This window comes from Kitasatospora sp. NPDC098652 (assembly GCF_044760155.1).
In the GTDB taxonomy this organism is placed as follows: domain Bacteria; phylum Actinomycetota; class Actinomycetes; order Streptomycetales; family Streptomycetaceae; genus Kitasatospora.
Window position 1 is genome coordinate 218,049 of record NZ_JBIWAQ010000003.1, and the last position, 18,862, is coordinate 236,910.

16 protein-coding genes and 1 pseudogene are annotated in these 18,862 nt (G+C 73.3%); 8 read left to right on the top strand and 9 right to left on the bottom strand.

Annotated features, from left to right (window positions below; genetic code table 11):
• Nucleotides 1-239: 239 nt before the first annotated feature.
• Nucleotides 240-1,409: a magnesium and cobalt transport protein CorA gene (locus ACIQWA_RS08925; RefSeq protein ID WP_402480084.1), complete on the bottom strand. Its 1,170-nt coding sequence runs from the start codon at nucleotides 1,407-1,409 to the stop codon at nucleotides 240-242.
• A gap of 473 nt (nucleotides 1,410-1,882) precedes the next feature.
• On the opposite strand from ACIQWA_RS08925, the gene ACIQWA_RS08930 reads away from it, so the two are divergent.
• The gene (locus ACIQWA_RS08930; protein ID WP_402480087.1) at nucleotides 1,883-3,217 is read left to right on the top strand and encodes an NAD(P)/FAD-dependent oxidoreductase; all 1,335 of its coding nucleotides are present in this window, start codon (nucleotides 1,883-1,885) and stop codon (nucleotides 3,215-3,217) included.
• 237 nt (nucleotides 3,218-3,454) lie between these two features.
• Nucleotides 3,455-5,056 carry an ABC-F family ATP-binding cassette domain-containing protein gene (locus ACIQWA_RS08935; RefSeq protein ID WP_402480089.1) on the top strand — a complete coding sequence of 534 codons (1,602 nt, stop codon included), beginning with the start codon at nucleotides 3,455-3,457 and terminating at the stop codon, nucleotides 5,054-5,056.
• A 76-nt stretch (nucleotides 5,057-5,132) separates the two neighbouring features.
• Here ACIQWA_RS08935 and ACIQWA_RS08940 read toward each other — a convergent pair whose 3' ends face one another.
• Genes ACIQWA_RS08940 through ACIQWA_RS08950 form a run of 3 tightly spaced genes read right to left on the bottom strand, consistent with a single transcriptional unit; the run spans nucleotide 5,133 to nucleotide 6,948 of the window.
• Nucleotides 5,133-5,894 (bottom strand): class I SAM-dependent methyltransferase, encoded by a 762-nt coding sequence (locus ACIQWA_RS08940; RefSeq protein WP_402480092.1) that lies wholly within the window; start codon nucleotides 5,892-5,894, stop codon nucleotides 5,133-5,135.
• Between the two features lie 8 nt (nucleotides 5,895-5,902).
• A complete protein-coding gene (locus ACIQWA_RS08945; protein WP_402480094.1) occupies nucleotides 5,903-6,283 on the bottom strand; it encodes a hypothetical protein in 381 nt (126 codons plus the stop codon).
• Nucleotides 6,280-6,948, bottom strand: coding sequence for a hypothetical protein (locus tag ACIQWA_RS08950; protein WP_402480096.1), 669 nt, complete (start codon nucleotides 6,946-6,948; stop codon nucleotides 6,280-6,282). Before ACIQWA_RS08950 ends, ACIQWA_RS08945 begins: the two co-directional genes overlap by 4 nt.
• A gap of 198 nt (nucleotides 6,949-7,146) precedes the next feature.
• On the opposite strand from ACIQWA_RS08950, the gene ACIQWA_RS08955 reads away from it, so the two are divergent.
• Entirely contained in the window at nucleotides 7,147-7,929 is a 783-nt protein-coding gene (locus ACIQWA_RS08955) for a class I SAM-dependent methyltransferase (protein WP_402480869.1), read from the top strand.
• 373 nt (nucleotides 7,930-8,302) lie between these two features.
• Complete coding sequence (locus ACIQWA_RS08960; RefSeq protein WP_402480099.1) at nucleotides 8,303-10,096, top strand: hypothetical protein; 1,794 nt, start codon at nucleotides 8,303-8,305, stop codon at nucleotides 10,094-10,096.
• An 18-nt stretch (nucleotides 10,097-10,114) separates the two neighbouring features.
• Here the strand turns inward: ACIQWA_RS08960 and ACIQWA_RS08965 are convergent, their stop codons facing one another.
• The 4 genes from ACIQWA_RS08965 to ACIQWA_RS08980 all read right to left on the bottom strand — a co-directional run bounded on the left by ACIQWA_RS08965 (nucleotide 10,115) and on the right by ACIQWA_RS08980 (nucleotide 12,870).
• Nucleotides 10,115-11,317: a DUF6745 domain-containing protein gene (locus ACIQWA_RS08965; RefSeq protein ID WP_402480101.1), complete on the bottom strand. Its 1,203-nt coding sequence runs from the start codon at nucleotides 11,315-11,317 to the stop codon at nucleotides 10,115-10,117.
• 179 nt (nucleotides 11,318-11,496) lie between these two features.
• Nucleotides 11,497-11,811: a hypothetical protein gene (locus ACIQWA_RS08970; RefSeq protein ID WP_402480104.1), complete on the bottom strand. Its 315-nt coding sequence runs from the start codon at nucleotides 11,809-11,811 to the stop codon at nucleotides 11,497-11,499.
• Nucleotides 11,808-12,167, bottom strand: coding sequence for a hypothetical protein (locus tag ACIQWA_RS08975; RefSeq protein WP_402480106.1), 360 nt, complete (start codon nucleotides 12,165-12,167; stop codon nucleotides 11,808-11,810). The genes ACIQWA_RS08970 and ACIQWA_RS08975 overlap by 4 nt, the downstream gene beginning before the upstream one ends.
• Before the next feature lie 262 nt (nucleotides 12,168-12,429).
• A complete protein-coding gene (locus ACIQWA_RS08980) occupies nucleotides 12,430-12,870 on the bottom strand; it encodes an ATP-binding protein (RefSeq protein WP_402480109.1) in 441 nt (146 codons plus the stop codon).
• A gap of 163 nt (nucleotides 12,871-13,033) precedes the next feature.
• On the opposite strand from ACIQWA_RS08980, the gene ACIQWA_RS08985 reads away from it, so the two are divergent.
• The 4 genes and pseudogenes from ACIQWA_RS08985 (at nucleotide 13,034) to ACIQWA_RS09000 (ending at nucleotide 15,978) form a co-directional block, all read left to right on the top strand.
• On the top strand, nucleotides 13,034-14,077 hold the full coding sequence (locus ACIQWA_RS08985) for a helix-turn-helix domain-containing protein (RefSeq protein WP_402480112.1): 1,044 nt from the start codon (nucleotides 13,034-13,036) through the stop codon (nucleotides 14,075-14,077).
• Nucleotides 14,078-14,155: 78 nt separating this feature from the next.
• Nucleotides 14,156-14,539 (top strand): annotated as a pseudogene (locus ACIQWA_RS08990) (coproporphyrinogen III oxidase family protein); the annotation flags it as partial.
• A gap of 11 nt (nucleotides 14,540-14,550) precedes the next feature.
• On the top strand, nucleotides 14,551-15,486 hold the full coding sequence (locus ACIQWA_RS08995; protein WP_402480114.1) for an STM4011 family radical SAM protein: 936 nt from the start codon (nucleotides 14,551-14,553) through the stop codon (nucleotides 15,484-15,486).
• A 111-nt stretch (nucleotides 15,487-15,597) separates the two neighbouring features.
• Nucleotides 15,598-15,978 carry a VOC family protein gene (locus ACIQWA_RS09000; RefSeq protein ID WP_402480115.1) on the top strand — a complete coding sequence of 127 codons (381 nt, stop codon included), beginning with the start codon at nucleotides 15,598-15,600 and terminating at the stop codon, nucleotides 15,976-15,978.
• Nucleotides 15,979-16,093: 115 nt separating this feature from the next.
• Here the strand turns inward: ACIQWA_RS09000 and ACIQWA_RS09005 are convergent, their stop codons facing one another.
• Entirely contained in the window at nucleotides 16,094-18,844 is a 2,751-nt protein-coding gene (locus ACIQWA_RS09005) for a glycosyl hydrolase (RefSeq protein WP_402480871.1), read from the bottom strand.
• Nucleotides 18,845-18,862 lie beyond the last annotated feature (18 nt).

Genomic DNA, 18,862 nt, shown 5'->3' on the forward strand with positions numbered 1-18,862 from the left:
GTGGTCATGACCACACGTCCCTTTCCCCCGTGGCACGGTCCTCCGGGGGCTCCCGGTGGGAACCGAACCTCCCGGTGGGAACCGCGCACAGAACCGTTTCTCTCCGCCGCGCGACGCTAGTGCCGCGCCACCGGCGATGAGACGCTCCCTGACGGCTCCTTGACACCGGCGGAGGCGGATCTTGACGCTTCCTTAGCACGGGGGTCGTCGGTGGCACCCGGACGGCCCGCCGGGGGCCGTCAGAGCCAGTCGCGGCGCTTGAACACCAGGTACAGCCCGGTGCAGACCAGCGCCATCAACCCGATCGCGAACGGATAGCCGAAGGCCCACTTGAGCTCCGGCATGATCTCGAAGTTCATCCCGTAGACCGTGCCGATCAGGGTCGGCGCGAACAGGATGGCCGCCCAGGAGGAGATCTTCTTGATCTCGTCGTTCTGCGCGTGCCCGGCCTCGGCGAGCTGCTTCATCTCCTCGTTCTGCCGCTGCGAGACCAGCGTCGCGTTCACCGTCAGGATGTTCTGCAGCATCTGCCGGAAGCCGTCCACCCGCTCGGCCGCGTAGGTGGCGTGGTCCGCGACGTCCCGCAGGCGGCGCTGGAGTTCCTCGTCGGTGCCGTACTTGCCGAAGCCCGCCTCCAGGCTCCGCATGATCTCCAGCAGCGGCCGGGTGGCCCGCTGGAGCTCGATCACCTCGCGGGACAGCTCGTAGATCCGGCGGGAGACGTGCGGGTCCCCGCCGAACACCTCGGTCTCGATCTCGTCGATGTCGTGCTGGAGCCCGGCGATCACCGGCGCGTAGCCGTCCACCACGGCGTCCAGCACCCCGTACAGCACCGCCTCCGGGCCGAGCGCCAGCAGCTCCGGGTCGTCCTCCAGCCGGCGGCGGACCGCGGAGAGGTCCGGGGCCTGCGAGTGGCGCACGGTGATGACGAACTCGGGGCCGACGAACAGGTGGATCTCGCCGAAGTCCACCTCCTCCGCCTCGTCCAGGTAGCGGGCGGCGCGCAGCACCACGAACAGGGTGTCGCCGTAGCGCTCCAGCTTCGGCCGCTGGTGGGCCACGATGGCGTCCTCAACGGCCAGTTCGTGCAGGTTGAACCGGTCCGCGGCCTCCAGCAGCTGCGCCTCCGCCGGGCGGAACAGCCCGATCCAGGCCATCGTGCCGGGCCGGTCCGGCAGTTCACGGTAGATCTCGGCGAGGTCGGCGGGCGCGTCGGTGCGGCGGCCGTCGCGGTAGACCGCCGCGTCCACCACGGAACGTTCCAGGGCCACCGGCTCGACCGGCTGGTCCGGGCGCGGGTCCATCGAGTGCTCGGGCGCGGAGCGGGGATCGACGGGCCGCCGCTCGGCCGTCGGACGGGAGAACGGACGCTTGCTCGCGCGCACGGCGCGCACACGCCAGTCGGACATGGCGGGGAACCTCCACGGTGGGTGCCCGGCCACCGCCGCGCTCGGCACGGCGGGCCGGGGGCGCCCGGCCCGCCGCCACGCGCACGGCGCGACCGGCAGCAACGCCCCGCCGGTGGCGGGGTCAGGCCTGCTCGGGAGCCGTACGGGAGGAGGAGTGCCGGGGGCCGCGAATCCTGCGGGACAACCGGGGGCGGGGCCGACTTCGACCCGTACTACTGCACTCCACGGCTCTCACCTCCTCGAATCCGCGCGCCCCGGAGGACCAGGACGCTGACGCAACCCGCCCGATTTTAGTACCCGTTCAGTACCCGCCCGACCGATCCTCTCCACCGCCCCTCACCGCCACCGTTCCGACCGGATCCCCCGGCGGCTCCTGGGCGGTCCCGACCCGACGTCAACGGACTTGCGCCGTCCGCCCGTTCGTCCAACTGGACCGATTACGCTCCGACGCCGCCGCCACTACGCTACGTCGCATGAATACTTTGGAGACGGCCCCCGCGCGGGGCACGGCGGTGGTGATCGGCGGCGGGCTGGCCGGCGTGGTGGCGGCCTGGGCGCTGCGGGGCCGCGCCGAGCGGATCGTCGTGGTGGAGCGGGACCGGTACCCGGACGAGCCGGCGTTCCGGGCCGGGGTGCCCCAGGGCCGGCACGCGCACCTGGTGCTGGAGGCGGGCCACCGCGCGCTGGAGGAGCTGATGCCCGGCATCAAGCAGGAGTTGACCGACGCGGGCGCACACCGGGTCTCCACCTCGGGCGACCTCCGGTGGCTCAGCTCCGCCGGCTGGATGGCCGACTACCCGGCCCAGCTGGCCTTCCTCTCCTGCACCCGGCCGGCGCTGGACAAGGTGGTGCTGGACCGGGTCCGCACCGAGCCGTCGATCGAGTTCCTGGAGGGCACCGACGTGGTCGGCCTGCTCGGCTCCGCGCAGCGGGTGACCGGGGTGAAGGTCCGCGAGCGCGGCCAGGAGCGCGGCGAAGTCCGGGAGATCCCGGCCGAGTTGGTGATCGACGCGGCCGGCCGCTCGACCTCGGTGCCGAAGTGGCTCGGCGAACTGGGCCGCCCGGTGCCCGAGGAGCGGGTGGACGCGGGCGTCGCGTACGCCTCCCGGCTGTTCCACCGCCCGCCCGGCGTCGACCTCGGCCACCAGGCGGTCTACCTCCAGACCAAGGCTCCTGACAAGCCCCGGATGGGCGTCCTGCTGCCGGTCGAGGGCGACCGCTGGATCGTCAGCCTGGCCGGGATGCGCGGCGCCGAACCCGCACCCGGAACCGAGGGCTTCACCGAGCACCTGTCCCGGCTGCGCGACCCGGCCCTCGCGGACATGCTGCGGGGCGCCGAACCGGCGGGCGAGGTGCGCGGCTTCCTGCCCGGCCCGGGCGTGCGGCGGCACTACGAACGCGGCGCCCCGGACGGCCTGGTGGCGGTCGGCGACGCGGCGAGCACCTTCAACCCGGTGTACGGGCAGGGCATCACCGTGTCGCTGTTCTGCGCCCAGGTACTGCGCCGTACGGCCGCCCGGCACGGCGGCGTCGGGCCGGCCACGGCCCGTGACGCGCGCCGGGAGATCGCGGCGGTGTCCAAGACCGCGTGGATGATGTCCAGCGCCGAGGACGTCCGCTTCGCCGCCACCACGGGCGGGCCCTCGGGCGCGCTGATCAGGCTCCAGCACCGTTACCTGGACAAGGTGCTCCGGGGCGCCACCCACAACCCCGCGATCACGGCGGCCTTCCACGAGGTGCTGTCGCTGGTCGCGCCGCCGACCCGGCTGTTCCACCCGGCGGTGGTGGCCGCCGTGCTGCGCGGCTGACGGCCGGCTCGGGCCAGTGCGGCCGCCCCGGCCCGCCTCGCCGAGCGGTCCGGTCCGGTCCGGCCGTCCTCACCGAACGGTCCGGTCCGGCCCGGTCCGGATGCGCCCGTTAATTCGGGTGCGTCCGTTCCGGCCGCCCGCTAGCCTGGCCGACATGTCTACGCCCCGAACCTCCTAGCTGACGGACCCGCCTCCACGCCACCCGTGTGCCCGTCAGCTGTTTCGGAGCGTTATCCCATGATCACCACCCGTGGTGTCGACGTGCGCGTCGGCGCCCGTCTGCTGCTGTCCGACGTCACCCTGCACATCGCCCCCGGCGACCGGATCGGCCTGGTCGGCCGCAACGGCGCCGGCAAGACCACCCTGCTCTCCACCCTCGCCGGCCAACTGCCCCCCGCCGCCGGTACGGTCACCCGCACCGGACCGGTCGGCTACCTCGCGCAGGACTCCCGCGCCGCCGACCCGGCCGTCACCGTCACCGACCGCATCCTGTCCGCCCGCGGCCTGGACACCGCCGTCCGCGCGCTGCGCGACGCCGAGCGGGCCATGGCCCGGGCCGGCTCCGCCGCCGAGGAACGCCGGGCGATGGACGCCTACGCGCGCGCCGACGCCGCGTTCCAGGCCCGCGGCGGCTACCCGGCCGAGGCCGAGGCCGCCCGGGTCGCGGCCGGGCTCGGGCTGCCCGCCGGGGTGCTGGACTCCCCCGTCGGCACCCTCTCCGGCGGCCAGCGCCGCCGGGTCGAGCTGGCCCGCATCCTGTTCGCCGACCACGGCACCCTGCTGCTGGACGAGCCCACCAACCACCTGGACGCCGACTCGGTCGGCTGGCTGCGCGGCTTCCTCGCCGCCCACCGGGGCGGGCTGGTGCTGATCAGCCACGACCTCGACCTGCTGGCGGAGACCGTCAACCGGGTCTTCCACCTGGACCCGCAGCGCGCCGCGCTCGACGTCCACAACACCGGCTGGCGGGCCTACCTGGCCCAGCGCGCGGCCGACGAGCGCCGCCGCACCCGGGAGCGGGCCAACGCCGAGCGCAAGGCCGCCGCCCTGCACGCCCAGGCCGACCGGATGCGCTCCAACGTCGCCACCGCGACCAGCGCCCGCAGCATGGCCCGGCGCGCCGACCGGATGCTCGCCGAGCTGGAACCCGTACGGCAGGCCGAGCGCACCGCGCGCATCCGGCTGCCCGAGCCCGCGCCCTGCGGCCGGACCCCGCTCGGCGCGGTCAGCCTCGCCAAGGCCTACGGCGGCCGGACGGTGCTGAGCGGCCTGGACCTCGCCGTGGACCGCGGCAGCCGGATGGTCGTGCTCGGCCTCAACGGCGCCGGCAAGACCACCCTGCTGCGCGTCCTGGCCGGGCAGGAACGCCCGGACTCCGGCCGGGTCGTGGCCGGCACCGGCCTGCGGCTCGGCTACTTCGCCCAGGAGCACGACACCCTGGACCCGGCGCTCAGCGTGCGCGACAACCTGGCCGCCGCCGCGCCCGACCTGACCGACGGCGAACTGCGGACCGTCCTCGGCGCGTTCCTGTTCCGCGGGGACGACGCCGACAAGCCGGCCGGCGTGCTCTCCGGCGGCGAGAAGACCAGGCTGGCGCTGGCCGCCCTGGTCCACTCCGGCGCCAACGTGCTGCTGCTGGACGAGCCGACCAACAACCTCGATCCGGCCTCCCGGGCCGAGGTGCTGGCCGCGGTCGGCACCTACCCGGGTGCGATCGTGATGGTCACCCACGACCCCGGTGCCATCGAGGCGCTCCGGCCGGACCGGGTGCTGCTGCTGCCGGACGGCGACGAGGACCTGTGGCACGACGAGTACCTGGACCTGGTCACCCAGGCCTGAGCCACCGGCCTGGAGTGAGCCACTGCCACCGCCACCGCTCTCGCCCGTAGCGGTCCGCCGTCCCCCCGGTGGGCCGCTACGGCTTGCGCGCCTCGATCAGGAAGCGCGCCGAATGGGCGACGAACGGCCCCTCGGCCCGGATCCGGGCGTCCAGCTCGCGCAGCCGGTCGAGGTGGCCCTCCACGGTGAAGCCCGGAACCATCCAGATCACCTTCCGCAGGAAGTAGACCACCGCGCCGATGTCGCGGAACTCCATCCGCAGCCGCTCCGAACGCAGGTCCACCACCTCCAGCCCGGCCGCCCGGGCCTCGGCGCCCTCCGCCTCGGGGCGGCGGCCCTCGCGCGCCTCGGGCTGCGGCCCGAGGAAGTACTCGACCAGCTCGAAGACCGAGGCCGGGCCGACGTGCTGGGCGAAGTACGCGCCGCCGGGCCGCAGCACCCGGGCGATCTCCGACCACCAGGCCTTCACCGGGTGCCGGCTGCTGACCAGGTCGAAGGCCTCGTCCGCGAACGGCAGCGGCGGCTCGTCCGGGTCGGCGACCACCACCGCGCCCAGCGGGTGCAGCAGCCGGGTCGCCTTGGCCAGGTTGGGCGGCCAGGACTCGGTGGCCGCCAGGACGGGTGGGCGGCCGCCCTGACGCAGGGCGCCGGCCAGTACCTCCCCGCCGCCGGTCTGGATGTCCAGGGCCGCCGACGCCGACGCCAGCCGCCCGGCCAGCAGCCGCTGGTAGCCCCAGGAGGGGCGCTCTTCGGTCGCCCGGCCGTCCAGCCAGGAGAAGTCCCAGCCGTCCACGGGGACGGACCCGGCCTCGGCGATCAGCTCTTCGAAGGTGCGCATGCGTGGCATCATCGCGGCGCCGGCGCCACGCTGCCAGTGGATTCGGAACCGGCCGGGTACCGGAGCACCCACCCCACCCGCACCTCCAGGCCTCCGGCGGCGATCAGCCCGGACACCGGCTCCGCCCCGCCGCCGTCCGCCTCGAAGGCGAGCAGCACGTCCGGCTGCTCCCCGCACTGCCGCTCGACCAGCCGTCGCTCCTCGGCGCTCGGCTCGCGGAACACCGGATCCTGGAAGGCCTGCGGGCAGCGGACGTACAGCGGGTCGGTGAGGACCAGCTCCAGGCCGTGGTGGTAGCCGAGGTCGTGCCCGGCGGCCAGACGCAGTTCCCCCGGGCGCCAGGAGTACACGTCCCAGTCCCACCAGGACCCTGCCGGCAGCTCGATCACTCCGGCCACCGGACCGGGCCGTCCGGAATCGCCGCGATGCTCGGGTGGCGGACGGCCTCCAGCCCGGTGTCGGCGAGCAGGTCGGCGATCAGGGCGGGCGGGCCGAAGACCTCGGTGGCGCTGAGGTCCCAGTTGGTGAGGACGAACCAGGAGCGGTCCGCAGGCCACCAGTGCGCGGGGAACTGGGCGTACTCCGGCCGGGCGTCGTAGTGGGCGAGCACCTCGTCCAGCCGGCCTCGGTGGGCCGTCACCGGTCGAGGCAGGTCCTCGATCGCGGCCGAGGCGAAGCGGCAGTCGGTCGCCGGCCCGTCGGCGCTGTGCCGGGCCAGCACCTCCACCAGCCGCGCGAGGCAGTCGCGGTCCGGCACCCCGATCAGCGGGTGGTCGACCTCGCCCGGGAGCACGACGCGCCGGTCGAACACCAGGTGCGACAGGGTGAAGGGCCAGTCGGCGAGGCGCCGCCCGGCGCCCGCCAGCGCCTCGGCCCAGCGCACCGGCCGCCCGTCCACCCGCAAGGTGTGCAGCACCCAGCAGCGGTCGGCGAACCCGGGCGTCGGTCCAGGGCCGGGCCAACTCCCGTCCGGCTCGTAGCCGAGGACCGCCTCCCCCGCCTCCAGCAGCGGACGGATCCCGTCCAGCGGGTCCTCGTCCGGTATCCGTTCCACGGTCCGCCCCTTCCTCCGGTTCCGGAACCGCGGCCTCGAAAACCGCTACCCCCGGTCGATACGTCTGCGCGAGGATAGCGGGCCATGACGGACGGCCAGGACGGTCAGGACGGTCAGGACGGACGGCCAGGACGGACGGCCAGGACGGCAGGCCGCCCGCTGGTCCTGCCGACCACCACGCGGGGAGACCTCGACGCCATGACCAGCACACCGCAGTCCGAACTCGGCCGCTTCTACGACGACTTCGCCGAGGACTACCACCTGCTCTACGCCGACTGGAACGCCGCGCTCGCCCGCCAGGGCGCGGCCCTGGACGCCCTGGTCCGGGAGCACCTGGGCGAGGGCCCGGCCGAGGTGCTCGACTGCGCCTGCGGCATCGGCACCCAGGCGATCGGACTGGCCGCGCTGGGCCACCGGGTGACCGGTACCGACCTCAGCCCGGTCGCCGCCGCCCGGGCCACCGCGGAGGCGGCCGCACGCGGGCTCCGACTGCCCACAGCGGCCGCTGACATGCGCGAACTCCCCTTCCCCGACGGCCGGTTCGACGTCGTGGTGTGCGCCGACAACGCGCTCCCCCACCTGCTCGCGGCCGAGGACGTCCGCGCCGCGCTGGCCGAGTTGCGCCGGGTGCTGCGCCCGGGCGGGCTGCTCCTGCTCTCCACCCGCCCGTACGACGAGCTGCGCCGGGACCGTCCCGCCGCCACCCTGCCGCAGACCGCCGAACCGGACGGCCGGCGCTCGGTGCTCTTCCAGCTCTGGCACTGGCACGAGGACGGCGAACGCTACGACCTGGAGCTCTTCCGACTCCTACCGGACGACACCGGACAGTGGCGCACCACGGTCCGCCGGTCCAGCTACTGGGCCCTCACCCAGGCCCAGTTGAGCACCTTCGCCACCGAGGCGGGCCTCACCGCCACCGACTGGCGCCACCCCGCCGACTCCGGCTTCTTCCAGCCCGTCCTGCTCGCCCGGGCACCCTGACCTCCCGGTTTCCTCCGCCACACCACCCCGCCGCCTCCCCCACCGGAGGCGGCGGGCTGATCTCGTACCACTTCGACGACAGGGAGGACCTCCTCCGGACCCTGGTCGACACTGTCCAGGAACAGGCCCGAGCCGCCATGCAGCCGCAGATCCGCGCCCAGCACGAACCGGCCGCCTACATCGAGGCGAACCTCGACTTCCTCACCGAACACCCCGTCGCGGTCCGGGCGTTGGTGGACGTTGCTCCGTCCAGGTCATGCCACGTGACCGGGGTGGGTGCCGGTCGTTCCCCAGGGCGACCGTCAAGCGGGGGACTCCGGGTCCGGCGAGCCCATTCGGGTGCGGCGGATGCACAGTGAGAAAGCACAACTGCATGACTGATGCGACCACTCGTCCGACCGCTGCACCACCGGCCCCCGGGATCACCGGGGCGGACCCCGAACCCGGCGCCGTCACGTCCACCGGCACAGCGGGCGCGCGTCGACCCCTGCGGCACGCGACGGCGGTCGCCGAGGCCGTCGTCAGCCTGGTCACCGGCGTCGGCTTCATGCTCTGGGCCCGCAGCATCGACGTGAACCCGCTCGTCCGCATCGGCCAGGTGAGCGGCCTCGCCGGTCTCCAAGTGCATGCCGCGGTGGTCGCCGTGCCCGTTCTCGCGGCGCTGCTGTACGTCGCCCACCGCGCCGGCCCCGACCGCTACCGTCCGGCGCTCCGCCTCGGGTGCGCGGTGATCGCGGGGCTGAGCACCGGCCTGGTCGCCGGCGGCATCGCGGTGGCGCTGCACGGAACCCCGTGGGGGCTCGGGGGGCAGGAGGGCGACCCGGGCAACGTGATGGGCATGGCCGACGACATGATCCGCGGCAAGGGCCTGCCCGGGGTCTACCCGCCGCTCTTCCCGGCGCTGTTGGCCGGGTGGGGCAAGCTGTTCCACGGTGGTGTCGCGGGCGTCGGGTTCGCCATGCAGGACCTGCAACTGCTCTGCACCGCCGTCGCCGGCCCGATCGCCTATCTGGTCTGGCGGCTGCTGCTCCGGCCCTTCTGGGCCCTGCTCGTCGCGGTGCCCGCCGCGGTGCTCTTCATCGACCCCATCCGCCCCTACAGCCACAGCGCCATGCTGGTCATGGTGCCGCTGCTGGCCGCCTGCCTGCGCGACCTGCGCCGGGCTCACCGGCTGCCGACCCGCAGCGCCGTCCGGCGGGCGGTCGCGTACGGCTCCGTGATGGGCGTGGTGTTCCTCTGGTACTCCGGCTGGTTCGTCTGGGCCGCTCCCGGTGTGCTCGTCCTGGTCGGGTTCTCGATCCCCTGGCGGGCGGGGGCGGCGCGCCTGCGGCGGACGCTGCTCTTCCTGGGGGTCACGGTGGTGAGCGCCGCGCTGGTCGGCGCGCCGCTGCTCTACCAGATGGTCCGGTTCGGTGCGACGACCAAGGACCGCTACGCGATGATCACGGTCTACGCCGACCCCGCCTACGTGATGGGATGGGCGTCCGACCGGGCCGGCACGCAGACCTACCACAACTGGCCGGTCAGCGGCGAGCTGGCCGGGCAGAGCGCGTTCACCCTGCTGCTGCTCGCGGCGGCGGCACTCGCGATCGGCCTCGGTTCGGGAGGCGTCCTGGTGCGGACCGTCGCCACCGTCCTGGTCAGCTCCTGGCTGCTCCGGTTCTGGTTCGCCGCGCAGATGGAGCGCACCCAGGCCGTGCAGCTCTACCCGCGGACGACGTGGATCATCATGTACTGCCTGATCGTCCTGGCGGTGCTCGGACTGATGCTGGCCGTCCGGCACACGGCGGCCTGGAGCCGCACGCTGTCCCGGCCCGGCGGCGGCCCGGCCACCGGCCGGAGCCTCCTGACGGTCCGCCGGATCACCGCGGCCGGAGTCTGCGCGATCGCGCTGTTCACCGCGATGGCCGGCTCCTGGTCGGCCAACCGGTACATACCGACCACCGCCCCGGGGGTCCAGGACATGGGTCTGGACGCCTGGCGCGCACACGCGATCAAGGACGCCGACGGCCGCTGCCCGCGGTACTCCCCCGTCGCGACCTGCGCCGACGTCAACCGTGGCCTGACCGCGCGGAAGGAGTCCTCCGACGACCCCGGGCTGTGGTGCGCCGGCGTCCCCGCCGCCGAGTGGCCGGTGACCTGCGGGCGCAAGGCCCCGTGGGCCTGACGGGCGCGGGCGGGAGCGTCAGGTCTCGCGCTGCGGGTGGTAGGCCGTCTCCGGTATGCCGAACGTCCAGGCGACCCCGGCCCGGGCCGTCCGGGTGCTCGGCGGGACGCGCAGCCAGTAGGTGCGGGAGGTGCCGTCGGGCTCGGGCGTGGAATTGACCACCTCGACCATCACCACCGGTTCGTCGTCCGGCAGGACGATCCGCCACAGCACGCCCGTCTCGTCACGGTGGACGGGCTCCGCGCCCGAGTCGGCGAGGTACCGCTCGTAGCCGTAGTGCTCCAGCAGGACGCGGCGCAGCTCGGCGTTCTCCTCGGTGCGGATCCGCTCGGCCGTCACCTCGGCGAGGCCCGCCAGGAACTCGGCGGGGACGGGCATCCCGCGCCAGGCGTGCAGCGCGAAGCCGTCCGGGTACTCCAGCGCGGGGCCGTCCGCCCGGTCGAGTCGGCCGGCCTCGTCGCGGTGCAGGGCGACGGGCCGCTCGGAGACCAGCGCCACCTCCTGGTAGGGCCACCACCAGCCGGCTCCCCGCCCCACCTCGGCGAGCGGTGCCACGGCCTCGACGCCCGCACCGGCGGCCTCCAGGGCGGCGAACCAGGGTGCGTCGTGCTGGCCGCGCACCGCGTCCAGCAGGGCGAGGCGGACGGCGGTGCGACGGTTCCGGGCCGCGGCGGCCTCGCCGTCGGTGGTCCGGTCGTCGTCGGTGGTCCGGTCGCTGCCGGAGGCCAGGTCACGGCCGGAGGCCCGGTCGCGGTCGGCCTCGGGCGCGAGCCGGTCGAGCACGGCGTTGCGCACCCGCTCGGCCAACGGCGTGCTGATCGGGCCGAGTTCACCGCCGGTGAGCGCCCAGTGCGCCGCCCAGCCGGCCGGGCCGACCCGCTCGACGGCCCGCCGCCGGGCCTCCTCCCAGGGCCGGGTGCGGACCTCCTCGCGCACGCTCACCGCCCTGGCGGCCCGCAGCTCCAGCGCGGCCTCGGCGGCCGCGAGCGGCGAGCCGAACCAGCGCACGGCCACGGGTTCGGGCAGCCCGGCCGCCCGGTAGGCGGCCCGCACCGCGCGTTCGACCGCCGCCCGGTCGGCCGGCCCGGTGGCGGCCGAAGCGGCCCGCCAGCGCGCCGTGGCCCCGGCGGCGCCGGCCGCCCCGCCGACCTCGCCCGCGCCCGCCCCCGTGTCCGCGCCCGGATCCGCCGGGTTGGCCCGGATCACCGTCTCCGTCGTCATCGTCCGCTCCGTTCCCCGGCCGGGCTCCCCACCCGGCCGTCCGTTCCCGTTCGCATCCCCGGTGCCGCACCCGCACCGACACTCGCTCCCGCACCCGCTCCCACAGGTCAGTCCGCGACCACCCGCACCGCACCCGGCACGTACTCGCGTTGACGGACCACTCCGAGGGTCGTGCCGGATCACGGGCCCACCTCAGGATCAGCCGGGTACAGCTTGATCACGTAGGGAGTGATCCCGACGAACGCGAGCGCCCGTACCTGGCCGTACATCGCGAGCCGGTGTCCGATCGACGGCGCCTCTCCCGGCCCGAACAGGTCGTCGAAATACTTCCACTGCTCCGCGTCCAGTGGCAGCGCCCGCAGCGAGCCGAGCAGCGCCGTCAGCGCGTCCGACAATCGCGAGAACCGCGCCTCCTCCATAACGCCCCGGACCTCCACCGCCACCGGGAACAGGTACGGCGCAGGCGACTGGGCAGTGCGCTCGGTTCCGGTCATGACTTTCCCTTCCTCCGCGCACGGCGCCTGATCGCCAGGCCGTTCAGCCGTCGCTCCACCACGTCCAGTTCCACCCGCACCCGCACCGCGGGCAGGCGCACCCTCCGCACCTCGCCGAGGAACGCCGCCGCATCGCCCCTGAACGGCACGTCCGTGTCCAGCGCCCACCTCAGGTAGTCGCGGATCGGCTGGACCACCCCATCGAGCGTCGCCGGCCGGTCGATGGGAATCGCGCACTCCACCGCCTCCAGCAGCTTCACCAAAGACCTCACGTGCGACACCGCGCACTCTGCTGCGGACAGCAGCTCCGCGTGACCCATCTCCGCCAGCGGCACACCGCCCTGGATCTCCTCCATGGCCCAGTACGCCTCATCCACCCGCCACTGCCCCAGGCTGAACGCCAGGTGCGGAAAGCGGTCAGCCGGCCGCGACCAAGCGCCCGCACCAGGCACCACTGGAAGAGCCGTCACGCCGACACCTCCCCCGCGCGACGCGGGTGCCACCTGTGCACACCCGTCGCCTGACCGTTCACGACGATGTACCGGGCCAACGCCTTCCGCAGCCCCGCACCGCAGTAGAAGCACCGCGTCCCCGCCACCCCGGACGGCCTCCCGAACCTCATCGCGCACCACCTTCCGGGCCCACCAGCGCCCAAATGATCTTCCCGATACCTTCCGGTCGGGGCACACAGCCCCACTCCACGGACAAGGTCTCCACCAGGAGCAACCCACGCCCCGAGCAGCCGTCCGCCCCCGTGGATCGACGGACAACCGGCTTCTCGCTGCTCGCGTCGTGCACCTCCACCCGAAGGTGGTCGCAGACCGCTTCGAATCGGATCGCGATGCGCCGCCCCGGAGGCACCCGGGCGTGCACCACGGCGTTGGTCACCAGCTCTGAGAGCACCAGCTCACCGCTGCTGGCGAGCGCACCCCCGCCCGGAATACTCCCGAGGAAGCTCCGTAGCAGCGATCGGGCCAAGGGCACCGACGATCGATGGCGAGGGAGCCAGAAGAATGCGTCGCCCGCCAGTGCGAGCGGTGTGGCAAGTGCGTCAGGCACGGCGATCCTCCATCCATGACGCCCGAGTTCGTGGCGTGTTCCCGAGACGACCGGACGGATGCGCGCCGGCCGCCGACCTCATCTGCGGCTGAGAGTCAGCATTGGGCCACGATCGAGTGGAAGCGATACGCAGGGCGTATGTGCGCGCAGTATCGTCTTTCGCATGGCCGACGCGGGATCATGGACTGACGTTCGCTTGCGAGCCGCATGGGCATCTCGCGACTGGGCAGCCATCTTTCGCGAGTACCGGCGAGCTGCGCGTATGTCGCAGCTCGAGTTCGGCTCTCTCATCGGGATGCCGCAGTCCCACGTGTCTCTGATTGAGAGCGGAAAGCGGAAGGTCACCAGCGCCGATCTCATCGCGCGGATCACCGAGGGGTTGGAAGTGCCGAACGAGCTGACAGGGTTACCTGAGCCCCACGCACCGAAGTCCTGGAGCCCGGATCCGGAGCTCTCGGACCGCATCGCACATGCCCACACCAAGGGCCGAATTGACGTCCGTTCGGCTGACTGGATCTCCCGAGTTCTCGCCGAGCACCGCAGGGCCGAGGACGCCATCGGAGGTCGAGACCTCTGGCCCGTCGTCCGGTCCCAACTCGACGCAGTCACACGACTATTGCCCGGATCCTCGGGGGCTGTGGCTGACCGCCTGCTGATCCTGGCCGCTGAACACGGCCACTGGCTTTCCTGGGTGGCTGCCGAAGAGGGCAAGCGCGGTCCCGCACGGGCCTGGCTGGACGTGGCGCACGGGTGGGCGATGGATGCCGGCTCCGTGGACATGGTGTCCTGGCTCACTCGGGTCCGGTCCTACTACACCCTGAACAACGGCGATCCCGTCCGAGCTCTGAGGACCGCCGAGGCGGCCCAGCGGGCACCGGGGGACCTCTCGCCCGCTGCCGCCTCGATCGCAGCACACGCCGCAGCGATGGCAGCCGCCGCAGTCGGAGAGCGGGACCGGTCACGTCAACTTGCCGAGAGTTCCTATGAGTTGGCACTTCGCGTGCCGAACGAGGAGGAGCGGCCCGGTTGGCTCTACTGGCTTGACCCCGTCCGGGCGAAGCTGAACCTGGGGGACGCGGCATACACCGCCCGGGACTGGACCACCGCCGTCGACATCCTCCAACAGGCACTGCCCGAGCTGGACGGCTACCCGCGCGACCAAGCCTTCTACTCAGCACGCCTGGAGGACGCGCGCCGCAGGGCGTGACGGACGTCAGGTCGTTGCTCGCCCGACAGAAGCGTGATCATGGCGCTGACCAGCCATTTCCCGGGCTTCACGCGCGCCTCGCGGCTGCACTACTCCTTCGACTACGCGGTGAACGCCACCGAGGTGCGCGGCATCATCGACGACTACGTCTCCACCGCGGACTTCCACCACGCCGAGGTCGGCCACTGGATGGCCGGCGGGGAGCCGCGCCGCCGCCACCTGGTCCAGTCCCTGCTCCAGGCCGAGGGCATGCCGCTGGCCGACTACCGTGCGCGCTTCGGCAGTTCACCGGCCGAGGACTTCGCCGCGGAGCTGGCCGACTTCGCCGAGCGGGGCTGGCTGGCCGCAGGCCCGGAGCGGCTGCGGCTCACCCCGGAGGGCCTGGCCCACTCGGACGCGGTCGGGCCGCTGCTGTTCTCGCCCGAGGTCCGGGCCCTGATGGCGGGCTACGAGGCGAAATGACCTTCCTCGGCATGCCCTCCAGCGCCCCCGTCCCCGCGGACGTCGACACCGCCGTAACCGTCGACGCCGACGCGGCGCAGGCCCGCGACCTCACCCTGCTCTACCGCGGCCCGCTCGCCTCCTGCGACTACGACTGCCCCTACTGCCCGTTCGCCAAGCGCCGCGACTCCCCCGAGCAGCTGCGCGCCGACCGGGCCGCGCTGGAACGCCTCACCGCCTGGGCCGCCACCCGCGCGGGCACCGGTGACACCCTGTCGCTGCTGTTCACCCCCTGGGGCGAGGGCCTGGTCCGCTCCTGGTACCGCCGCGCGCTGGTCGAGCTGAGCCGGCTCCCGCACGTGCGCCGGGTCGCGATCCAGACCAACCTGAGCTGCCGCACCGGGTGGCTGGCCGAGGCCGACCCCGCCACCCTCGCCCTGTGGGTCACCTACCACCCCGGCCAGGTGCCCTTCGACCGCTTCCTCGCCAAGTGCCGCGAGCTGGACGCGCTGGGCGTGCGCTACAGCGTGGGCGTGGTCGGGCAGCCGGACCACCTCCCCGAGGCCCGGAGGCTGCGCGCGGCGCTCGCCCCCGAGGTGTACCTGTGGATCAACGCGGCCGAGGGCCGCAGCTACACCGATGCCGAGGCCGCGCAGTGGACGGCCCTCGACCCGCACTTCGGCTACAGCCGGCACGCCCACCCGAGCGCCGGGCTGCCCTGCCGCACCGGCGAGTCGGTACTCTCCGTGGACGGCGACGGCACGGTGCGCCGCTGCCACTTCGTCCGGGACGTCCTCGGCAACCTCTACGACGGCAGCTACCGCGCCCGGCTACGTCCGCGCCCCTGCCCGCTGCCGGTCTGCGACTGCCACATCGGTTACGTCCACCTGGAGACGCTGCCGCTGTACGAGCTGTTCGGCGCGGGCGTGCTGGAACGGGTGCCGCAGGAATGGGCTCGGGGCAGCTGATCGTCCGCGCCCCCGCGTGACCGAACGCGCACGGCCCGCAGCGCTCCCCGGCCCACCGAGCGCCCGGCCGCGTACCTCCCTAGCCTGGTAACCGAGAGGAGGCGAACCACCATGCTTGGAGACGGACCGCTGCAAGCAGTCATCCCCGCCACCGATCTCGCCCGCGCCAAGGCCTTCTACACCGACACCCTCGGCCTCAAGGTCGTCGAGGAGCACGAGGAGGAGCTGACCGGCGAATGCGGCGCGACGCAGTTCACCATCTACCACACCCCCAGCGGCGGCCAGGCCGCCCACACCCTCGCCAGTTTCAAGGTCGCCGACCTCGACGGCGAGATGACCGCCCTGCGTGAGCACGGCATCACCTTCGAGGAGTACGACTTCCCCGGCCTCAAGACGGTCAACGGCGTCGCCGAGGGCGACGGCATGCGCGCCGCCTGGTTCAAGGACAGCGAGGGCAACATCCTCTGCGTGTCCCAGCGCGTCGGCAGCTGACTCAGCCCCAACCGCACCCCGCCACCCAACCGCACCCGGGACGCCGGTGCCCGGCCCGCTCCTCGAGAGCGGGCCGGGCACCGGCGCATGAACGGACGGTCAGCCCTGGGGACGGTCAGCCCTGGCTGTTGCCTCCCTGGCCGTTCTCACCCTGGCTGTTGCCGCCCTGGTCGTCTCCGTCCCGGCCGAGCTCGCGCGGGTCGATCGACCAGATGCCGCGCCCGAAGGTCGCCGCGTAGAGCCGGCCGTCGGGGCCCGGCTTGAGCTGCTGCACCGCCGTGGTCGGCAGGTTGCGGCCGAGCACCGAGAACCGGCTCTCGCCCGGGGCCCGGTAGAACGCGGCGAGGTCGCTGCCGAGGGCGAGGCCGCCGTCGGGCAGGAGCTTCACCGAAGTCGCCGGGACGTCGGGCAGGTTGGCCGAGACGTCGGTCCAGGTGGCGCCGCCGTCACGGGTCTCGAAGAGGTGGCCGGTGCCCGCGCCGGGGCCCTCCGTCCAGGTGCGCGAGAAGCCGTTGACGGCCACCAGCACGTGCCGGGCGTCCTTCTCGTCCACCGCGAAGGAGGAGATGTACCGGTTCGGGACGGTCCCGTCGACGGGCAGGTTCAGCTGGTGCCAGCCAGTGCCGTCGATGTTGCCGACCGCGATGCCGCGGCTGAACCCCTGGTTGTTGCACGGGCCACACCAACCCGCGTACACCGTGCCGTTGACGGTGGCGACGGCGGTGGCCACATGGCCGGCGCCCAGGTCGTAGGCGGAGGTCCACTCGCTGCCGCTGCGGATCGCGTAGCCCTTGTGCTGCACCCAGACGTGCCGGCCGCCGGCGATCCAGGTGTTGGCGTCCCTCGGGTCGGCGGTCATCGGCGCGATGAACCGGGCGGCGTTGGTGTCCTTGTCCGGCGGGGCGACCTCGTAGGAGGTGGCCTTGCTCGGGTCCTTCGTCCAACTGCCGTCGTTGACCGCGCAGTTCTGGGTGACCCACATGTCCAGGTAGACGTACTCCTCGGCGATGTTGCAGCCGTTGGCCGGGTCGACCAGGGTGTCGCCGCCGTCCCCGCCGAAGTTGGAGCCCATCACCTTGTCGTGCGCCCGCAGGACGGACTCGCCGTTGTCCTGGAGCCCGCCGCTGACGATGACGCCCTTGCCGGACCTGTCCGCCGGGTCCTTGCCGACGCCGACCGAGTAGTACTGGAGGGTGTCCATGGTGCCGTCGTTGAGCGGCGTCCAGTCCTTGCCGTGGCCCCAGGCGTCCAACTGCCCCTTGCCCGGGCGCCGGTAGATGCCGCCGTCGTTGCCGACGTAGACGTTCACCTTGCCCTGGTAGCTGCCGAAGGCGACGGCGTGCTGGTCGGAGTGGGTGGTCGGCGAGCAGTCGCCGGTCTGCTTGCTCGGGTCGATGCTCCAGCACGGGAAGCCGTTGTTCCAGTACGGCCCGACCGTCGCCCACGCGTTGCCGCCGTCGGTGGTCTCGAAGACCTCCTCCAGGCCTGCGTAGACGTGGTCCGGGTTGGCCGGGTCGACCTGGAGCGACTGGTTGTACCAGGCCTGGATGCCGGGCTGGTAGCCCGGATCCTGGAGCGCGGAGCCGGACGCCTTGAGCTTGTCCTTGTCCGCGACCAACGTCCACGGACCGTACGGCGAACCGGACTTGGAGACGTAGATGCCCTTGAGCCCGGTGTCCGGGTTGTGCGCGGCGACATCGGGCGACTGGTCGATCGCGTAGTAGCGCGAGCCGTCCGCCGACCGCGCGAAGGTCACGTTGCCGACGTTCGCGGCGTCCGACGGCAGGTCACCCAGCGCGCCGACGCGCTGCCAACTCCCGTCCGCCGCCTTGCTGTAGAAGCCGTTGTAGGTGTCGCCGCCGCGCCAGCCGACCGCCAGGACCACCTTGGACGGGTCCTTGGGGTCGATCGCGATGTCGTTGGCGATGTTCTTGTACGGCGCGCTCGGGTCCTTGGCCAGCGAACCGCCCGGCAGGTAGTCCGGGTTGGGCGCGAACTCCAGCGTCCACGGCCCCGACAGGTCGGAGGTCGAGTGGCTCCACACACCGCGGCTGGTCGCCGCCCACACCTTGCCGCCGCCGAAGCGCAGCGCGTGGATGATGGTCGACTCCAGCTCCGGCCCGCCCACCCGGTTGCGGGGCTGGAACGTGCCGTGCTGCGGGTCGGACAGCACGTACACACCGGTGCCGACGTACGAGGTGGCCCCGGTGTTGGACTCGCCGGTGGCGTACCAGAGCCGGCCGCCGCCGTCGAGGTTCAGGGTGCCGGTGGAGAGCGTGGGCAGCTTGTCGGCGATCGGCTCCCACCGGCCGCCGCCGGTACGGGAGCGGAACACCCCGCCGTTGGCACCGCCCGCGTACACGTAGCCTTCGCTGTCGGCCGCGATGCCGGTGATCCGGCCGGTCACCAGTCCGGCGCCGCCGCTGGAGTTGGAGTTGACGTCCCGGTAGCGCGGGTCGTCGGAGTTGTACGGCTTGTCGGTGACGTGGTCCCAGGTGCCGCCGGTGTGCGGCATCGACTTCAACTGCGCCCAGGCCGCGCCGTAGGCGCCCGGCGCCACGACACCCGGCGCGGTGCGCGCCTCGGTGTACTGGGCGACGCCCTCGGCGGAGTTCTCCGCCTCGTCTCCGCCGTCCCCGGGCGAGTCGGCCTCGGGGGCGGCGGTCGAGCGGGGGGCGGTCGAGGTGGTGGTGGCGCCCCGGACCTTCTTCGCGTGCTGCTTCCCGATGTCCGCCTGGTGGCGCACCTGCCAGGGCTGCGATGCGGACGGCGACGGCGCGGCGAGCGCCTGACTGGTGGTCAGTCCGAGAGCGGTGAGCGTGACGGCGCTGAGCAGCAGCCGACGGCGTTGCCTGATGGGCACGATTGCGGTCCTCCCCTGTGG